The organism is Micromonospora sp. LZ37, assembly GCF_059359015.1.
Genome location: NZ_JCADBL010000001.1, coordinates 269,267 through 282,335, shown reverse-complemented (window position 1 = coordinate 282,335; position 13,069 = coordinate 269,267). Strand labels below are relative to the sequence as shown.

At 67.9% G+C, this 13,069-nt stretch carries 21 protein-coding genes; all 21 read right to left on the bottom strand.

The window, feature by feature from the left end:
• Positions 1 to 6 precede the first annotated feature (6 nt).
• The 21 genes from rpsH to AC5L3Z_RS01235 all read right to left on the bottom strand — a co-directional run bounded on the left by rpsH (position 7) and on the right by AC5L3Z_RS01235 (position 13,063).
• Positions 7 to 414 (bottom strand): 30S ribosomal protein S8, encoded by a 408-nt coding sequence (gene rpsH / locus AC5L3Z_RS01335; protein WP_334528493.1) that lies wholly within the window; start codon positions 412 to 414, stop codon positions 7 to 9.
• A 118-nt stretch (positions 415 to 532) separates the two neighbouring features.
• Positions 533 to 718, bottom strand: a complete 186-nt coding sequence (locus tag AC5L3Z_RS01330) for a type Z 30S ribosomal protein S14 (protein ID WP_007465272.1) — start codon at positions 716 to 718, stop codon at positions 533 to 535.
• Between the two features lies 1 nt (position 719).
• Positions 720 to 1,289, bottom strand: coding sequence for a 50S ribosomal protein L5 (gene rplE, locus AC5L3Z_RS01325; RefSeq protein WP_334528495.1), 570 nt, complete (start codon positions 1,287 to 1,289; stop codon positions 720 to 722).
• Entirely contained in the window at positions 1,289 to 1,609 is a 321-nt protein-coding gene (gene rplX / locus AC5L3Z_RS01320; RefSeq protein ID WP_344355648.1) for a 50S ribosomal protein L24, read from the bottom strand. Before rplX ends, rplE begins: the two co-directional genes overlap by 1 nt.
• A complete protein-coding gene (gene rplN, locus AC5L3Z_RS01315; protein ID WP_007073026.1) occupies positions 1,606 to 1,974 on the bottom strand; it encodes a 50S ribosomal protein L14 in 369 nt (122 codons plus the stop codon). The genes rplX and rplN overlap by 4 nt, the downstream gene beginning before the upstream one ends.
• Before the next feature lie 100 nt (positions 1,975 to 2,074).
• Positions 2,075 to 2,350 carry a 30S ribosomal protein S17 gene (gene rpsQ, locus AC5L3Z_RS01310; RefSeq protein WP_091608855.1) on the bottom strand — a complete coding sequence of 92 codons (276 nt, stop codon included), beginning with the start codon at positions 2,348 to 2,350 and terminating at the stop codon, positions 2,075 to 2,077.
• On the bottom strand, positions 2,347 to 2,583 hold the full coding sequence (rpmC, locus tag AC5L3Z_RS01305; RefSeq protein WP_013288628.1) for a 50S ribosomal protein L29: 237 nt from the start codon (positions 2,581 to 2,583) through the stop codon (positions 2,347 to 2,349). Before rpmC ends, rpsQ begins: the two co-directional genes overlap by 4 nt.
• On the bottom strand, positions 2,583 to 3,008 hold the full coding sequence (rplP, locus tag AC5L3Z_RS01300; RefSeq protein WP_007465292.1) for a 50S ribosomal protein L16: 426 nt from the start codon (positions 3,006 to 3,008) through the stop codon (positions 2,583 to 2,585). Before rplP ends, rpmC begins: the two co-directional genes overlap by 1 nt.
• Positions 3,009 to 3,011: 3 nt before the next feature.
• Positions 3,012 to 3,881 carry a 30S ribosomal protein S3 gene (rpsC, locus tag AC5L3Z_RS01295; RefSeq protein ID WP_088960256.1) on the bottom strand — a complete coding sequence of 290 codons (870 nt, stop codon included), beginning with the start codon at positions 3,879 to 3,881 and terminating at the stop codon, positions 3,012 to 3,014.
• Entirely contained in the window at positions 3,881 to 4,339 is a 459-nt protein-coding gene (gene rplV / locus AC5L3Z_RS01290) for a 50S ribosomal protein L22 (protein WP_334528503.1), read from the bottom strand. Before rplV ends, rpsC begins: the two co-directional genes overlap by 1 nt.
• 40 nt (positions 4,340 to 4,379) lie before the next feature.
• Positions 4,380 to 4,661 (bottom strand): 30S ribosomal protein S19, encoded by a 282-nt coding sequence (rpsS, locus tag AC5L3Z_RS01285; protein ID WP_013735950.1) that lies wholly within the window; start codon positions 4,659 to 4,661, stop codon positions 4,380 to 4,382.
• A 12-nt stretch (positions 4,662 to 4,673) separates the two neighbouring features.
• On the bottom strand, positions 4,674 to 5,513 hold the full coding sequence (gene rplB / locus AC5L3Z_RS01280; RefSeq protein ID WP_494838877.1) for a 50S ribosomal protein L2: 840 nt from the start codon (positions 5,511 to 5,513) through the stop codon (positions 4,674 to 4,676).
• Positions 5,514 to 5,525: 12 nt separating this feature from the next.
• Positions 5,526 to 5,828, bottom strand: coding sequence for a 50S ribosomal protein L23 (gene rplW, locus AC5L3Z_RS01275; RefSeq protein WP_334528509.1), 303 nt, complete (start codon positions 5,826 to 5,828; stop codon positions 5,526 to 5,528).
• A complete protein-coding gene (rplD, locus tag AC5L3Z_RS01270) occupies positions 5,825 to 6,475 on the bottom strand; it encodes a 50S ribosomal protein L4 (RefSeq protein WP_334528511.1) in 651 nt (216 codons plus the stop codon). Before rplD ends, rplW begins: the two co-directional genes overlap by 4 nt.
• On the bottom strand, positions 6,472 to 7,137 hold the full coding sequence (rplC, locus tag AC5L3Z_RS01265; RefSeq protein ID WP_334528513.1) for a 50S ribosomal protein L3: 666 nt from the start codon (positions 7,135 to 7,137) through the stop codon (positions 6,472 to 6,474). Before rplC ends, rplD begins: the two co-directional genes overlap by 4 nt.
• 11 nt (positions 7,138 to 7,148) lie before the next feature.
• Positions 7,149 to 7,457, bottom strand: a complete 309-nt coding sequence (gene rpsJ, locus AC5L3Z_RS01260; RefSeq protein ID WP_007073037.1) for a 30S ribosomal protein S10 — start codon at positions 7,455 to 7,457, stop codon at positions 7,149 to 7,151.
• A gap of 354 nt (positions 7,458 to 7,811) precedes the next feature.
• Positions 7,812 to 9,005, bottom strand: a complete 1,194-nt coding sequence (tuf, locus tag AC5L3Z_RS01255) for an elongation factor Tu (RefSeq protein ID WP_334528517.1) — start codon at positions 9,003 to 9,005, stop codon at positions 7,812 to 7,814.
• Between the two features lie 222 nt (positions 9,006 to 9,227).
• Positions 9,228 to 11,324 (bottom strand): elongation factor G, encoded by a 2,097-nt coding sequence (gene fusA / locus AC5L3Z_RS01250; RefSeq protein WP_334528520.1) that lies wholly within the window; start codon positions 11,322 to 11,324, stop codon positions 9,228 to 9,230.
• A 75-nt stretch (positions 11,325 to 11,399) separates the two neighbouring features.
• On the bottom strand, positions 11,400 to 11,870 hold the full coding sequence (rpsG, locus tag AC5L3Z_RS01245; protein ID WP_088647009.1) for a 30S ribosomal protein S7: 471 nt from the start codon (positions 11,868 to 11,870) through the stop codon (positions 11,400 to 11,402).
• Position 11,871: 1 nt separating this feature from the next.
• Positions 11,872 to 12,171: a 30S ribosomal protein S12 gene (locus AC5L3Z_RS01240; protein WP_494838874.1), complete on the bottom strand. Its 300-nt coding sequence runs from the start codon at positions 12,169 to 12,171 to the stop codon at positions 11,872 to 11,874.
• A 466-nt stretch (positions 12,172 to 12,637) separates the two neighbouring features.
• Positions 12,638 to 13,063 (bottom strand): hypothetical protein, encoded by a 426-nt coding sequence (locus AC5L3Z_RS01235; protein ID WP_494839568.1) that lies wholly within the window; start codon positions 13,061 to 13,063, stop codon positions 12,638 to 12,640.
• Between the last annotated feature and the right edge of the window lie 6 nt (positions 13,064 to 13,069).

The window sequence follows — 13,069 nt, the reverse complement described above, 5'->3', positions numbered from 1 at the left end:
CTCCCGTTACCAGACGAAGGCGAGGACTTCCCCGCCAACGCTCCGCTTGCGGGCCTGCCGGTCGGTGAGCAGCCCCTGGGACGTCGAAATGATCGCCACGCCCAGCCCGCCGAGCACCCGCGGGAGCTCGTCCGACTTGGCGTAAACCCGGAGACCGGGCTTGGACACGCGCTTGATGCCGGCCAGGCTCCGCTCCCGGTTCTGGCCGTACTTCAGCTCGACGACCAGTCGCTTGCCGACGGCGCCCTCCTCGGGCTCCTCGGCCGCCCAGGTGGCGATGTAGCCCTCGGCCTTCAGGACCTCGGCGATGTTCGCCTTGATCTTGGAGTAGGGCATCGTCACCCGGTCGTGGTACGCCTGGTTGGCGTTACGCAGACGCGTGAGCATGTCTGCGATCGGGTCGGTCATCGTCATGGATTTCGTCAGCCTTTCTCGCCGGGGTTCCCGGGGCGATGCGCCCCGGGCCTACGGCGAAGAGCAATACATGATCGGTGCAACGGGGCCCCGGCCGTGAGCCGGGGCGTGGTCGCCCTTACCAGGAAGCCTTGGACACGCCCGGCAGCTCACCGCGGTGGGCCATCTCCCGGATGCACACCCGGCAGAGACCGAACTTGCGGTAGACCGCCTTCGGACGCCCGCACCGCTGGCAGCGGGTGTACGCGCGAACCGAGAACTTCGGCTTCGCGGCCGCCTTGATGATCAGCGCCTTCTTGGCCATCTCAGTTCTCCTTGAACGGGAAGCCCAGGAGCTTGAGCAGCGCCCGGCCCTCGTCGTCGGTCGTGGCGGTCGTGACCACCGTGATGTCCATGCCCCGCTGACGATCGATCCGGTCCTGGTCGATCTCGTGGAACACCGACTGCTCGGTCAGACCGAACGTGTAGTTGCCGTGACCGTCGAGCTTGCGCCCGTCGAGACCGCGGAAGTCGCGGATACGCGGCAACGCGATCGACAGCAGCCGGTCCAGGAACTCCCACATCCGGTCGCCGCGCAGGGTCACCTTCGCACCGATCGGCATGCCCTCACGCAGCTTGAACTGCGCGATGGACTTGGTCGCCCGCCGCACCTGCGGCTTCTGGCCGGTGATCGTGGCGAGGTCGCGGACCGCGCCGTCGATCAGCTTGGCGTCGCGAGCAGCCTCGCCGACACCCATGTTGACGACGATCTTGACCAGCCGCGGAACCTGCATGGGGTTCGCGAAGCTGTGCTGCTCGCGCAGCTGCGCCACGATCTCGTTACGGTACCGCTCCTTGAGGCGCGGCATGGTCTTGGTTTCGGTAGCCGTGGTCATCACAGGTCCTTACCGGTGCTACGCGCGATGCGGACCTTCTGGCCGTTGTCGTCGATCCGGTACCCGACGCGGGTCGGCTTACCGTCGGAGTCCAGGACCTGCACGTTGGAAACGTGGATCGGGGCCTCCTGGGTGACGATGCCACCGGTCTTGGCGCCACGCTGAGTGGTGCTGATGCGGGTGTGCTTCTTGACCCGGTTCACGCCCTCGACCAGGACCTTGTCCTGCCGCGGGTAGGCCGCGATGACCTTGCCCCTGGCACCCTTGTCCTTGCCGGCGATGACGACGACCGTGTCGCCCTTCTTGACCTTCACGGTCACAACACCTCCGGCGCGAGGGAAATGATCTTCATGAACCGCTTGTCCCGCAGCTCCCGGCCCACCGGGCCGAAGATGCGGGTACCGCGCGGGTCCCCACCGTCCTTGATGATGACGGCGGCGTTCTCGTCGAAGCGGATGTACGAGCCGTCCGGCCGCCGCTTCTCCTTGGCGGTGCGGACGACGACCGCCTTGACGACGTCGCCCTTCTTCACACCGGCACCCGGGATCGCGTCCTTGACCGTGGCCACGATGACGTCGCCGATGCTCGCGTAGCGCCGACCGGAGCCACCGAGAACCCGGATGCACAGGATCTCCCGGGCACCCGTGTTGTCGGCGACGCGCAGTCGCGACTCCTGCTGAATCACGTCTATCTCCTATGTCTGCCGGTTCTCCGGCCGCCCTCGCGGGCGGCCGGAGCCTGGCGGAACCTGCGCCCGACAGACGCCGGGCGAGCTCGAGCCTTCGCTACTTGGCCTTTTCCAGGATCTCCACGATCCGCCAACGCTTGGTGGCGGACAGCGGCCGGGTCTCCATGATCAGGACCCGGTCGCCGATGCCGGCGGCGTTCTGCTCGTCGTGGACCTTCAGCTTGCTGGTCCGGCGCATGATCTTGCCGTACAGCGCGTGCTTGACCCGGTCCTCGACCTCGACCACGACGGTCTTTTCCATCTTGTCGCTGACCACGAGGCCCTCACGCACCTTGCGGCGGGCCCGCGCGGTGGCGGTGGTGTTCTCGCTCATGATGCAGTCACCTCAGTCGGCGCGGCCGAGAGACCCAGCTCGCGCTCACGCATGATCGTGTAGATCCGGGCGATCTCCCGACGGATGACCTGCAGCCGCCGGTTGTTGTCCAGCTGCCCGGTTGCGGCCTGCACGCGGAGGTTGAACAGCTCCGCCTTGGCCTCGCGCAGCTTCGTGACCAGCTCCTCCTCGGAGAGCTCACGCAGCTCGGAAGGCTTGACGCCAGCTGCCATCAGGATTCACCCACTTCGCGCGTAACAATGCGGCACTTCATCGGGAGCTTGTGGATCGCGCGACGCATCGCCTCTCGCGCGATCTGCTCGTTGGGGAAGGACATCTCGAAGAGAACCCGCCCCGGCTTGACGTTGGCGACCCACCACTCGGGCGAACCCTTACCGGAACCCATCCGGGTCTCGGCCGGCTTCTTGGTCAGCGCCTGGTCCGGGAAGATCGTGATCCAGACCTTGCCACCACGCTTGATGTGGCGGGTCATCGCGATACGCGCCGACTCGATCTGGCGGTTCGTCACGTACGCCGGCTCGAGAGCCTGGATCCCGAACTCGCCGAACACCACCCGGTTACCACCCTTGGACGCGCCACTGCGGTCCGGGTGGTGCGGCTTGCGGAAGCCCTTCGGGGGCTTGCGCGGCATCAGCATCTGTCAGCCCTCCTGCTGCGTTTCTGCCGGAGCAGCCGCGGCCGAGGCGACAGCAGCGCTGTCGATCGGCTCGCCGCTCGGCGTCTCGGCCTGCTGAGCGATGGTGGTCGCAGCAGCCCGGCCGGCCTCGGTGCCGCCGGCGGTCGTGCCGGACGAACCCGACCGGCCACGGCGCGGCCGCTCGGGGCGGTCGCCGCGGTCACGGCGCGGGCGGGACGGACCGGCCTCGGCCGGAGCCTCCCGGCCCGGGACGGCGTCGCCCTTGTAGATCCAGACCTTCACGCCGATCCGGCCGAAGGTGGTACGGGCCTCGAAGAAGCCGTACTCGATGTTGGCCCGCAGCGTGTGCAGCGGGACCCGACCCTCGCGGTAGAACTCCGTGCGGCTCATCTCGGCGCCGCCGAGGCGACCCGAGACCTGGACGCGGATGCCCTTGCAGACCGGGTTCTTCATGGCCGACTGCATGGCCTTGCGCATCGCCCGACGGAAGCTGACCCGGCTGGAGAGCTGCTCGGCAACGCCCTGGGCGACCAGCTGCGCGTCCGACTCGGGGTTCTTCACCTCGATGATGTTCAGCTGCACCTGCTTGCCGGTGAGCTTCTCCAGCTCGCCGCGGATCCGGTCGGCCTCCGCACCCTTACGGCCGATGACGATGCCCGGCCGGGCGGTGTGGATGTCGACGCGGACCCGGTCCCGGGTGCGCTCGATGTCGACCTTGGAGATGCCGGCACGCTCGAGGCCCTTGGACATCATGCGGCGGATCTTGACATCCTCGCCGATGTAGTCCTTGTAGAGCTTGTCCGCGAACCAGCGGGACTTCCAGTCGGTCGAGATGCCGAGCCGGAATCCAGTGGGGTGAACCTTCTGACCCATTACTCGGCGCCCTCCGTCTTGCTCTCCGTCTCAGCGGCCTCGGCCTGCTTCGCCGGGGCGGCCTTCTTCGCCGCGGACTTCTTCGGCGCGGCCGGCGCGACCGCCTCGACCGCCACGGTGATGTGGCAGGTGCGCTTGCGGATCCGGTACGCCCGGCCCTGCGCCCGCGGCCGGAACCGCTTCATGGTCGGGCCCTCGTCGACGAACGCCTCGCTGACGAGCAGCGCATCGGGGTCCAGCCGCTCGTTGTTCTCCGCGTTGGCGATCGCGCTCGCGAGCACCTTGTACACCTGCTCGCTCGCAGCCTGCGGCGCGAACTGCAGCACCGTGAGCGCCTCCTTCGCGGGCAGGCCGCGGACGAGGTTGACCACCCGGCGCGCCTTCATCGGCGAGATGCGCACGTGCCGCGCAACCGCCCGCGCGCCCGGAAGCACCGGAGCGTCGCCCTTTCCTGGCATCGCTGTAACCCCTTGTTCCTCTATCCGTATGCCCGCGGCGTCAGCGCCGACGGCTCTTCCGGTCGTCCTTCTCGTGACCCTTGAACGTGCGGGTCAGCGCGAACTCGCCGAGCTTGTGCCCGACCATCGCCTCGGTCACGAACACCGGGACGTGCTTGCGTCCGTCGTGCACGGCGATCGTGTGACCCAGCATCTCCGGGATGATCGTCGAGCGCCGCGACCAGGTCTTGATGACGTTCTTCGAGCCCTTTTCGTTCTGCGTCTCCACCTTCTTGAGCAGGTGGTCGTCGATGAACGGGCCCTTCTTCAGGCTGCGAGGCATGTCTTATCTCCCTCAGCCGCGCTTACGCGTGGCGTAGCGGCGGCGGACGATCAGCCGGTCACTCGGCTGGCCCTTACGACGGGTGCGGCCCTCGGGCTTACCCTGCGGGTTGACCGGGTGGCGACCACCGGAGGTCTTGCCCTCACCACCACCGTGCGGGTGGTCGACCGGGTTCATCGCGACACCACGGACGGTCGGGCGCTTGCCCTTCCACCGCATCCGGCCGGCCTTGCCCCAGTTGATGTTCGACTGGTCGGCGTTGCCGATCTCGCCGACGCTCGCGCGGCAGCGCACGTCGACCCGCCGGATCTCGCCGGACGGCATGCGGAGGGTCGCGTACACGCCCTCCCGGCCGAGCAGCTGGATGCCGACGCCGGCCGAGCGGGCCAGCTTGGCGCCGCCACCCGGACGGAGCTCCACGTTGTGGATCGTGGTACCGACCGGGATGTTGCGCAGCGGCAGGTTGTTGCCCGGCTTGATGTCCGCGCCCGGACCCGACTCGACGCGGTCGCCCTGCTTCAGGTCCTTCGGCGCGAGGATGTAGCGCTTCTCGCCGTCGGCGTAGTGCAGCAGCGCGATGCGCGCGGTGCGGTTCGGGTCGTACTCGATGTGCGCGACCTTCGCCGGGATGCCGTCCTTGTCGACCCGCTTGAAGTCGATGAGGCGGTACTGGCGCTTGTGGCCGCCACCGTGGTGTCGGGTGGTGATCCGGCCGTGGGCGTTGCGTCCGCCCTTCTTCGGCAGCGGAGCCAGCAGCGACTTCTCCGGCGTCGACCGGGTGATCTCGGCGAAGTCGGCGACGCTGGAGCCACGCCGGCCCGGCGTCGTCGGCTTGTACTTACGGATAGCCATTGTCTACACCCCTCAGCTGACCGGGCCGCCGAAGGCCTCGATACGGTCACCGTCAGCCAGCTTGACGATCGCCCGCTTGGTCGCCTTGCGCTGACCGAAGCCGGTCTTGGTGCGCTTGCGCTTGCCCTCGCGGTTGAGCGTGTTGACCGTCAGGACGCGGACGTTGAAGATCTGCTGTACAGCGATCTTGATCTCGGTCTTGTTCGCGTCCGGGTGCACCAGGAAGGTGTACCAGTTCCGGTTCAGCTCGCTGTAGCTCTTCTCCGAGACGACCGGCGCGAAGATGATGTCGCGCGGATCGGCGATCGTGCTCACTTGCCACCCTCCTCGGTGGTCTCGGCGGGAACGCCCAGGAACTCGTCCAGGGCCTCCTTGGTGAAGACCACGTCGTCGGCCACCAGCACGTCGTACGTGTTGAGCTGGCCGGCCTCGATCAGGTGCACCCGCGGCTCGTTACGCAGCGACACCCAGTTCAGCTCGTCGGTGCTGCTCAGCACGACCAGGACCCGGCGGGCCTCGGTCAGCTTCGCCAGCGTGGCCAGCGCGGCCTTGGTCGACGGCTTCTCGCCCGAGACGAACGCCTCGACGACGTGCACCTGGCCGGCGCGCGCCCGGTCGGAGAGGGCGCCACGCAGGGCGGCGGCCTTCATCTTCTTCGGGGTGCGCTGGCTGTAGTCGCGCGGGACCGGGCCGTGCACCACGCCACCGCCGGCGAACTGCGGCGCGCGGATCGAGCCCTGCCGGGCACGACCGGTGCCCTTCTGCTTGTACGGCTTCTTGCCGCCACCGGCGACCTCGCCGCGGGTCTTGACCTTGTGGGTGCCCTGCCGGGCCGCCGCGAGCTGGGCCACCACGACCTGGTGCATCAGCGCGACGTTGGCCTGGACGTCGAAGATGTCAGCGGGCAGCTCGACCGAGCCGCTCTTGCCGCCTTCGACGGTGAGGACGTCAACGGTGGTCACTTGGCCGCACCGCCCTTCTTCGCCTTGGTCTTGGCCGCGGTACGGACCAGGACCAGCGCGCCCTTGGGGCCGGGAATGGCGCCACGGACGAGCAGGAGGTTGTTCTCGGTGTCGATCGCCTGGACGGTCAGGTTCTGGACGGTGTAGCGGACGCCACCCATCCGACCGGCCATCCGGACGCCCTTGAAGACGCGACCCGGGGTCGACGCTCCGCCGATGGAGCCGGGCGAGCGGTGCTTGCGCTCGACACCGTGGCTCGCGCGCAGACCGTGGAAGCCGTGCCGCTTCATGACGCCGGCGAAGCCCTTGCCCTTGGTCTTGCCGGTGACGTCGATGGTGACGCCGGCCGGGAACTCCTCGACCGTGACCTCCTGGCCCAGCGAGTAGTCCGCGGCGTCCGCGGTGCGCAGCTCGACGATGTGCCGGCGCGGCGCCACGTCCGCCTTCGCGTAGTGCCCGCTGATCGGCTTCTTGACCTTGCGCGGGTCGATCGTGCCGTAGGCGAGCTGGACCGCGGAGTAACCGTCCTTCTCGGCGCTACGAACCTGGCTGACGACGCACGGGCCGGCCTGAACCACGGTCACCGGGACAACACGGTTGTTGTCCCAGACCTGGGTCATGCCGAGCTTTGCGCCCAGGATCCCCTTGACTTGCCTGTCCATTTGTCCGGTCCCTACAGCTTGATCTCGATGTCGACGCCAGCCGGCAGGTCGAGGCGCATGAGCGAGTCGACCGTCTTCGGGGTCGGGTCGATGATGTCGATCAGCCGCTTGTGCGTGCGCATCTCGAAGTGCTCGCGCGAGTCCTTGTACTTGTGCGGCGAGCGGATAACGCAGAAACGGTTGATCTCCGTGGGCAGCGGCACCGGGCCCGCGACCTGCGCCCCGGTACGCGTCACCGTCTCGACGATCTTCCGAGCCGAGGAGTCGACGACCTCGTGGTCATAGGCCTTGAGCCGGATGCGGATCTTCTGTCCCGCCATGGTGGCTTCTGTTCCTTCTCTCGATGCCGCTGTGTTGCGGGCGCCTGTACCGGCTGGCACAGGCCCACTTCGCCGACCCCCGCGGTCGGGCGTGTCGCGCCCTCGGGTCAGGCTCCGCCCCGGGACTCCGGAGCGATTCTCAGACCTCGCGGTGGGTCTAGACGCCGATCGCATCACAGCGATCTGGACGCCGTGCGAGGGTGGTTGACCGCCAGGGGCGATCAACCACCCTACGCGCGACTGTTGGCCTCCCGGAGGTCCAGCATTTCACCGGACGCAGGTGACTAACCGTCGTTACGCAACCTGACTAGTATGCCGCACTACCGGCGGCAACGCTAATCGGGGTTACCTAGCTCACTTGATGATCTTGGTGACGCGACCAGCGCCGACCGTACGACCACCCTCGCGGATCGCGAACTTGAGGTTCTCCTCCATGGCGATGGGCTGGATCAGCTTCACCGTCATGGTGGTGTTGTCGCCCGGCATGACCATCTCGGTGCCCTCGGGCAGCGTGACGACGCCGGTGACGTCCGTGGTCCGGAAGTAGAACTGCGGACGGTAGTTCTGGAAGAACGGGGTGTGCCGGCCGCCCTCCTCCTTGGAGAGGATGTAGACGGTCGCCTCGAACTCCGTGTGCGGGGTCGTGGTGCCCGGCTTGACGACCACCATGCCGCGCTCGACGTCCTCGCGCTTGATGCCACGCAGCAGCAGACCGACGTTCTCGCCCGCGCGGGCCTCGTCGAGCAGCTTGCGGAACATCTCGATGCCGGTGCAGACCGTCTTCTGCGACTTCTCGCGGATACCGACGATCTCCACCTCCTCGTTCGGCTTGAGGATGCCGCGCTCGGCGCGACCGGTGACGACGGTGCCACGACCGGTGATCGTGAAGACGTCCTCGATCGGCATGAGGAACGGCTTCTCGGTCTCGCGCTCCGGCTGCGGGATCGCGGTGTCGACCGCGGTCATCAGGTCCAGGAGCTTGCCGGTCCACTCGGGGTCACCCTCGAGGGCCTTCAGCGCCGAGACCCGGACGACCGGCAGGTCGTCACCCGGGTACTCCTGCGAGGAGAGCAGCTCGCGCACCTCGAGCTCGACGAGCTCCAGGAGCTCCTCGTCGTCGACCATGTCGCTCTTGTTGAGCGCCACGACGATGTACGGCACACCGACCTGACGGGCCAGCAGCACGTGCTCGCGGGTCTGCGGCATCGGGCCGTCGGTCGCCGCCACCACCAGGATCGCGCCGTCCATCTGCGCGGCACCGGTGATCATGTTCTTGATGTAGTCGGCGTGACCGGGGCAGTCGACGTGCGCGTAGTGACGCGCCTCGGTCTGGTACTCGACGTGCGCGATCGAGATCGTGATGCCGCGGGCCTTCTCCTCCGGCGCCTTGTCGATCTCGTCGAACGGCGTGTACGGGTTCAGGTCCGGGAACTGGTCGTGCAGGACCTTGGTGATGGCCGCCGTCAGCGTCGTCTTACCGTGGTCGATGTGACCAATGGTGCCGATGTTGACGTGCGGCTTAGTCCGCTCGAACTTCGCCTTCGCCACTGGTGTCCTCCTGTGGACTTCTTGGTTCGTTCGCCCCGGCGCGCCGGACGGCGCTTAGGACTCTGTCGACAGCCTTTCCGGCCTGACGGCCGGAGAGCTTTGGTGGGTTCTGCGGCGATGAAGCCTACAGGCCCGGTCTCACACAACCCGACCGAGGTGGCCGCGGGCGGGGATTCCCTCCCGCGACCGGCCCCGGATCATCGGATCAAACTCAGATGAGCGTCACTCACCCGTCGCCTTGGCGATGATCTCCTTCGCCACGCTCTGCGGAACCTCGGCGTAGGAGTCGAACTGCATGCTGTAGCTAGCCCGGCCCTGGGTCTTCGACCGCAGGTCGCCGACGTAGCCGAACATCTCCGACAGCGGCACCAGGGCCCGGACGATGCGAGCGCCGCTGCGCTCCTCCATCGCCTGGATGATGCCCCGCCGGGAGTTGAGGTCGCCGATGACGTCACCCATGTTCTCCTCAGGAGTGGTGACTTCAACGGCCATCATCGGCTCGAGGAGCGCGGGGTCGGCCTTGCGGGCCGCCTCCTTCATCACCATCGAGCCGGCGATCTTGAATGCCATTTCCGACGAGTCGACCTCGTGGTACTGGCCGTCCAGCAGCGTCAGCTTGACACCCACCAGCGGGAAGCCGGCGAGAATGCCGTACTGCATCGCGTCCTGCGCACCCGCGTCCACCGACGGGATGAATTCCCGGGGGATACGACCACCGGTGACGGCGTTCGCGAACTCGTAGGTCGGCGACTCGTTGTCCAGCGGCAGCGGCTCGATGCTCACGATGACGCGGGCGTACTGGCCGGAACCACCGGTCTGCTTCTTGTGGGTGTACTCGATCTTCTCCACCTTGCGGCGGATCGTCTCGCGGTACGCCACCTGCGGCTTACCGATGTTCGCCTCGACGTTGAACTCGCGGCGCATCCGGTCGACCAGGATGTCCAGGTGCAGCTCGCCCATGCCGGAGATGACCGTCTGGCCGGTCTCCTCGTCCAGCTTGACGCGGAAGGTCGGGTCCTCCTCGGCCAGCCGCTGGATGGCGGTGCTGAGCTTCTCCTGGTCGGCCTTGGTCTTCGGCTCGATGGCGACCTCGATGACCGGCTCCGGGAAGGTCATCGACTCCAGGATGACCGGGTTCGCCGGGTCGCACAGGGTGTCACCGGTGGTGGTCTGCTTGAGACCCTGCACCGCGATGATGTCGCCAGCCTGGGCCGAGCTGCGCTCTTCCCGCTTGTTGGCGTGCATCTGGTAGATCTTGCCGATCCGCTCCTTGCGGTCCTTGGTGGAGTTGACCACCTGGGTACCGGTCTCGACCACGCCGGAGTAGACCCGGACGTAGGTGAGCTTGCCGAGGTGCTTGTCGGTCTGGATCTTGAAGGCCAGGCCGGAGAAGGGCTCCGACTTGGACGGCTTCCGCTGCATCGGGGTCTCGCCGTCGGTGGCCGTACCCTCGATCGCCGGAACGTCCAGCGGCGACGGCAGGAAGTCGACGACGGCGTCGAGCATGGGCTGCACGCCCTTGTTCTTGAACGCCGAGCCGCAGAGCACCGGGTTGGCCTTGCTGGCGATGGTGGCCCGACGGATGGCGGCCTTGATCTCCTCGACGGAGATCTCGTCGCCCTCCAGGTACTTCTCCATCACCGCGTCGTCGACGTCGGCCAGGGTCTCCATCAGCTTCTCGCGCCACTCGGCCGCGGAGTCGGCCAGCTCGGCCGGGATCTCCTCGATCGCGTAGTCCTCACCCTTCTGGGTCTCCCCGCGCCAGGTGAGGGCGCGCATGCCGATCAGGTCCACGACACCGATGTGGTCGCCCTCGAGGCCGATCGGGATCTGGAGCACCAGCGGGGTGGCGTTGAGCCGGTCGATCATCATCTGCACGCAGCGGAAGAAGTCGGCGCCGGTCCGGTCGAGCTTGTTGACGAAGCACATCCGCGGGACGTGGTACTTGTCGGCCTGACGCCAGACGTTCTCCGTCTGCGGCTCCACGCCGGCGACACCGTCGTAGACCGCGACCGCACCATCCAGCACCCGCAGCGACCGCTCGACCTCGACCGTGAAGTCGACGTGACCGGGCGTGTCGATGATCTGGATCGTGTGGCCCTTCCACTCACACTTGGTAGCAGCGGAGGTGATGGTGATACCACGCTCCTGCTCCTGCTCCATCCAGTCCATGACGGCAGCGCCCTCGTGGACCTCACCGATCTTGTACGTGATACCGGTGTAGAACAGGATCCGCTCGGTGGTCGTGGTCTTACCGGCATCGATGTGCGCCATGATGCCGATGTTGCGTACGTTGGCGAGCGCGTCTGCGGCGGCCACTTCAATCCCTACTTATCGTCGTCTCGACACAACTGGTGGCGGTTCCGGCGCCGGTCCGGCGCCGGAACCAGGGTGTTACCAGCGGTAGTGCGCGAAGGCCTTGTTGGACTCGGCCATCTTGTGCGTGTCCTCGCGCCGCTTGACGGCGGCACCCAGACCGTTGCTCGCGTCCAGCAGCTCGTTCATCAGCCGCTCGACCATGGTCTTCTCACGACGGGCCTTGGAGTAGGTCACCAGCCAGCGCAGACCGAGGGTGGTCGCGCGGGCCGGACGGACCTCGACCGGCACCTGGTAGGTCGCGCCACCGACGCGGCGGCTGCGGACCTCGAGGGTCGGCTTGACGTTGTCCATCGCGCGCTTGAGCGTGACGACCGGGTCGGTGCCGCTCTTCTCGCGGCAGCCCTCCAGGGCGGCGTACACGATGCGCTCGGCGAGCTGACGCTTGCCCCGCATCAGGATCTTGTTCACCAGCTGGGTGACCAACGGCGAGTTGTACACCGGGTCAGCGACCAGCGGCTTCCGCGGAGCGGGTCCCTTACGCGGCATGTCAGCTCTTCTCCTTCTTCGCGCCGTAACGGCTGCGCGCCTGCTTGCGGTTACGGACACCCTGGGTGTCCAGCGAACCGCGGACGATCTTGACGCCCGGGATGTAGGCGGTCACCTCGATCTGGCTGCTGAGCTTGACGCGAGCGACCTTGCGGAGCGCCGAGTTCGGCTTCTTGGGGGTGGTGGTGTACACGCGGGTGCACACACCGCGCCGCTGAGGACTGCCCTTCAGCGCCGGGGTCTTGGTCTTGGTCGTCTTGGCCTGGCGGCCCTTTCGGACCAGCTGCTGGATCGTGGGCACCGGGTTTCTCCGCTCCCTTCGGCCGCTTCCGCGGCCGCGCCGTCTGCTCGTTAGCCGCCCTGATGGTCGGCTCTCCTACATTCCGGCCAGGGCCACCTGGTGGAGGTCCCGGCACCCGCGGTCGGGCGTGTCGCCCGGCTCACGGTCCCGGCGCCATCGCTCGCGCGTGCACCGGATTTCTGTCACCGGCACGCGGTCGACCGCGCGCCGGGTCTTTGACTGTGTCGTGCTGTCGCGTGATCGTCGGTTGGCCGATCCCCGCGCACGCACGAGTTGCCCGGGCAGGCCCGGGCACAAGGGGAAAGAGTACCTACCACAACCTCACAGGTCAAAACGGAGTGGTCCGACGGATCTCACACCCGCCGGCCGACCGTGCCGTCCTGCCTGCTCACCCGCGATGGGCACCTACGGATCCAAGTGTACCGGCTGCTCCCCGGAGCGGCCCGTCGGCCCCGGTCGGACACCCTCAGGCCAGTTGCAGCGCCAGCGCCAACGCCAGCCCCAACAGGCTGAGCAGCAGCCCCGCCGCGCCGCAGCTCATCCCCGCGGTGGCCAGCCCCCGGCCGGTGAACCGGACCGCCGGCGGCGGGGCCGCCCGACGGATCTGCCGGCGGGCCAGGAGGCCGGCGACCATCGCCGCCGCCCCGGCCAGGGCCCCCGGCACGGTGAACGCACCCGCCGCCAGCGCTCCCCCGCCGTACTGCGCACCGCCGATGCCGAGGCAGATCACCAGCAGCGACACCAGGATGGAGACCACCCCGGCGACCAGCGCGCCCACGGCCGGGCCGGAGGTGACCGCCGGGACGTCCAGGTGGACCACGCCGAAGGGCGTACCCGGGACGGGGTCGACCCGCCGGGGCGGGCGGGGCGGCTCCTGCGGCGGCGGGGGCAGCGGGGC

Excerpts from the sequence above, each read along its gene's own strand:
- rpsH (WP_334528493.1), bottom strand. The coding sequence starts at position 414 with ATGACGATGACCGACCCGATCGCAGACATGCTCACGCGTCTGCGTAAC.
- AC5L3Z_RS01330 (WP_007465272.1), bottom strand. The coding sequence starts at position 718 with ATGGCCAAGAAGGCGCTGATCATCAAGGCGGCCGCGAAGCCGAAGTTC.
- rplE (WP_334528495.1), bottom strand. The coding sequence starts at position 1,289 with ATGACCACGGCTACCGAAACCAAGACCATGCCGCGCCTCAAGGAGCGG.
- rpsQ (WP_091608855.1), bottom strand. The coding sequence starts at position 2,350 with ATGAGCGAGAACACCACCGCCACCGCGCGGGCCCGCCGCAAGGTGCGT.
- rpmC (WP_013288628.1), bottom strand. The coding sequence starts at position 2,583 with ATGGCAGCTGGCGTCAAGCCTTCCGAGCTGCGTGAGCTCTCCGAGGAG.
- rplP (WP_007465292.1), bottom strand. The coding sequence starts at position 3,008 with ATGCTGATGCCGCGCAAGCCCCCGAAGGGCTTCCGCAAGCCGCACCAC.
- rpsC (WP_088960256.1), bottom strand. The coding sequence starts at position 3,881 with ATGGGTCAGAAGGTTCACCCCACTGGATTCCGGCTCGGCATCTCGACC.
- rplV (WP_334528503.1), bottom strand. The coding sequence starts at position 4,339 with ATGCCAGGAAAGGGCGACGCTCCGGTGCTTCCGGGCGCGCGGGCGGTT.
- rpsS (WP_013735950.1), bottom strand. The coding sequence starts at position 4,661 with ATGCCTCGCAGCCTGAAGAAGGGCCCGTTCATCGACGACCACCTGCTC.
- rplB (WP_494838877.1), bottom strand. The coding sequence starts at position 5,513 with ATGGCTATCCGTAAGTACAAGCCGACGACGCCGGGCCGGCGTGGCTCC.
- rplC (WP_334528513.1), bottom strand. The coding sequence starts at position 7,137 with ATGGACAGGCAAGTCAAGGGGATCCTGGGCGCAAAGCTCGGCATGACC.
- rpsJ (WP_007073037.1), bottom strand. The coding sequence starts at position 7,457 with ATGGCGGGACAGAAGATCCGCATCCGGCTCAAGGCCTATGACCACGAG.
- rpsG (WP_088647009.1), bottom strand. The coding sequence starts at position 11,870 with ATGCCGCGTAAGGGACCCGCTCCGCGGAAGCCGCTGGTCGCTGACCCG.